The organism is Elusimicrobiota bacterium (assembly GCA_026388075.1).
Taxonomy (GTDB): domain Bacteria; phylum Elusimicrobiota; class Endomicrobiia; order Endomicrobiales; family JAPLKN01; genus JAPLKN01.
Genome location: JAPLKN010000064.1, coordinates 1 through 3103 on the forward strand (window position 1 = coordinate 1; position 3103 = coordinate 3103).

Annotated in this window: 5 protein-coding genes; all 5 read right to left on the reverse strand. The window is 33.1% G+C overall.

Features of this window, described 5'->3' with window-relative positions; genetic code table 11:
- On the reverse strand, positions 1–446 hold a 446-nt coding region (locus NT145_03585; protein ID MCX5781774.1), incomplete at its 3' end, for a hypothetical protein.
- Positions 447–448: 2 nt separating this feature from the next.
- The gene (locus NT145_03590; GenBank protein MCX5781775.1) at positions 449–778 is read right to left on the reverse strand and encodes a hypothetical protein; all 330 of its coding nucleotides are present in this window, start codon (positions 776–778) and stop codon (positions 449–451) included.
- 1 nt (position 779) lies between these two features.
- Positions 780–1535 carry a metallophosphoesterase gene (locus NT145_03595; GenBank protein ID MCX5781776.1) on the reverse strand — a complete coding sequence of 252 codons (756 nt, stop codon included), beginning with the start codon at positions 1533–1535 and terminating at the stop codon, positions 780–782.
- 56 nt (positions 1536–1591) lie between these two features.
- A complete protein-coding gene (locus NT145_03600) occupies positions 1592–2182 on the reverse strand; it encodes an NUMOD3 domain-containing DNA-binding protein (GenBank protein ID MCX5781777.1) in 591 nt (196 codons plus the stop codon).
- 651 nt (positions 2183–2833) lie between these two features.
- Positions 2834–3055: a hypothetical protein gene (locus NT145_03605; GenBank protein ID MCX5781778.1), complete on the reverse strand. Its 222-nt coding sequence runs from the start codon at positions 3053–3055 to the stop codon at positions 2834–2836.
- Positions 3056–3103: the final 48 nt, after the last annotated feature.

A 3103-nucleotide genomic window follows, 5' to 3' on the forward strand; every position in this document is an offset into this window, starting at 1 on the left:
TCAAAAAGAATTATCTTAGTTTTGCTTGTATAGAAAGGTTCAACAAAGCACAGTTCATCTTCCAGTATCAAATTCAATTTCAAGAGTTTATAAGTTTCAACTTTATTTTCCCGAGAAACAATAAAGATTCTTTTATCAAAGCCGTAACTTTTCATTATCCTCCGAGTATCTTCTTCCACTTCTTTCCTGCGAGCCGTAATAAAATACAGTTCGTGCCGTTTCTCCAGTTCCTTGAGGATTCTCATAGCATCTGGATATGGAGCAACATTATGGGCTTCTGGTTTTTCAAAATACTTTTTTAACCATTTCAATTCAGAAGGTATCATAGTTTCAGCACTTCCTATCGTGGACAAATCCATATTCTTGCCAGTTTCCAGATAAAATACTTCCGCCATTCTTTCATAAGTCTGAAAGATAGTCCCATCTAAATCTATTCCAATACGCATTTTCATACCTCCTTCTTATCCTCAATGATAAGGCTTTCTAAGATATCAAGGTAATTTTTGGTATCTGCCAATCTTGAATGAACATCTTCACCACTGCTTAAAACTCCATCTCTTGCCCATTTTTCCAAAGAAATAATATGTTTTTCTAAATAGACAAGACAAACAAATAAGGGAGTTCCAGCAAGTCGTGTGCCCAATCTTTTAGAAACTTCCTTGAAGTTCCAATTCACATCTTCATTACCACCAGAATATTCCTTGCCTTTGTTGAAGAGTAATTGAAATCTCTGCTTAGTAAATTCTTCAATTAGTTTTTGTCTTTCTTCGTAAGTCATATCAAGTCCCCTTGTAAAATTTTCCACATGGACTCACAAATTCCCCATTTATGGCTACTATTGGATATAGGTTAAAATATCCAGTATCATAAATGTAAAAAGTGAGAAATCCATTTACCCAAGCATTGGGTCTGTTTCTCATATAATCTGGATTCAATTCACAGGCAACAGGGATTGACATTCCTGTATGGGGTTCATTTTCCACTGGAGTAATCTTAGTGTAGACTTGAAAGGTATGGGTGTGTCCATAAACAACATTTCTTTCAAAAACATCTACGGTCTTTTTGGAGTGATACTGATTGGTATACTGCCCATGCACGAACAACACTTTGCCAACTTTCACATATTTCCCATATTCATAAACTTCCCAGCCCTTATCTTTCAAATGAAGGTTATTCTCAATTTCCCAATAACCTTCTCCTTGAGGATTCCTGTCAATAGCCAGTTTAACCCAGTCTTCATGATTTCCATTAAGCCAAATCTTCCTGCAGGTTTTGGGTAAGAGTTCTTCTAAAGGATTAAAAATGTCGTTCTTAAATCCTTCATACTCCGCTAAGATTCTCTTCCCTTCCAACTGTCTCACCAAACCTTTCTCGTGAAGCCAATGATCAACAGCATCAAAGTTCATGTTGTCTCCACCTAAAATGAAAACATCTGGTCTGTTTTGTTTAACATACCGCAAGATGTTTTTCCAAAGCTTTTGATGATAATGCGGGTAATGTAAGTCATACACCGCGATTCCGAATAATTTTTTCATACTTATTACCTCCTTGCTCTTTTAGCCGAGCAGGCTAATTTATATTAAGAGACTGACTAATAAAGTTTCTTCTGGAAGAAAAATTTAATCCAATATTCTCGATTATGATTTGTTCTACTATGACAATTATGACATAGGGTAATCAAGTTATTGGGGTCACAATTTTCTTTATTATAATCAATATGGTGAATATCAAATGCTTTATCTCCTTGTAATGCTCCACAAATCTGACAAATATAATGGTCTCGTTCTCGAATACTTCTTCTTAATGTTTCTGTCCAATCAGTTGAATATGGCTCAAAAGATTTACCACCTTTCCAATTATAACTTTTTTCTCCTCGGTTTGCTTCACTTATCTTTTTCCTTGCTTGTTCAGAATGATGTTTTTCATAAAAAGGATTTTTATTCCCTTTACGTGTCTCACTCATTTTTCTCCTTGTCTCTTCCGAATGATGCTTTCCTTTATGGGCTTTGCTTATTTTTCTTTTTGTTTCATCGGAACGATGCTTCCCATATAAAGGATGCTTATTACCCTTGTGTGATTCGCTATTTTTTCTTCGTGCTTCTTCTGAAGGATGCTTGCCCTTATGTGATTCACTCATTTTTCTTTTTGATTCCTCTGAATGATGTTTTCCTAATAAACTCATATTTATTTATTTTTCAAAGAACTAATATCGACCAATAAAATTTTGTTTTCATACTCTATTATAGCATATTTTTCAATAAAAATCAAATACTAATACTTTGTAAAACTTACGATTTTGGGGGATATTTCACAGGGTGGTATAATTTATCATCTTTGGCATAAACTCTTCTCTACGGGGCAATTTGGAAAAAATCATTTTGGGAAGATAGTATTTAAGCACCTTCCCAGAAGGCATTTTTTAGTCATTTGAGTTAGACAAATCTACCAAGTAATCAATTAGCTGTTTTTTCTCTTTTCTTATATAATCACATTTATCAACTAATTTATTGAACCAATAACTTATTTTTCTTCTATTATATTTACGATGTTTTACTGCTTCTGCAAAACAAAGAAAAGAACCCCACTCTGGATGTTTTTTTATGAATTTGTCATAATATTCTTTAATAGATTTCATAAATTTATAATATTTTTATCCCTTTTCTGTTCAAGATAGTTGACAAAGGATTCTAACTCGTCAATAGTTAATTGTTTTCTTGACCATTTACCAAACCTCTCAAATAACATTTCCTGCTTGGTTTTATTATCTATTTCAAGAGTGTCTAAAAGAACATTGCTATAAAGATAAAGATTAATCCGTAAGGCTTTTTGCCGATTAGTTAATACTTTCTGTGGTATTTTCTTCTTCAATGTTGTTAGTTTCTTCCACATCGTAAATAGATATTAATAAATTACGATTTTTTAATAACCTAACAATTCCCTCTACTTCATTCTCAAATAATTCAGGAACATCAAATTGAATACGAGTTTCTCCGCTTATCATTGGACCTGAAACTTTAATGAAATTAGCGTGAAAAGTAAGCAATGGTTTTGGCATTTTTTTATTTGATTAAGAATTCTCGAAGGCAATAAGGACATCTTACTC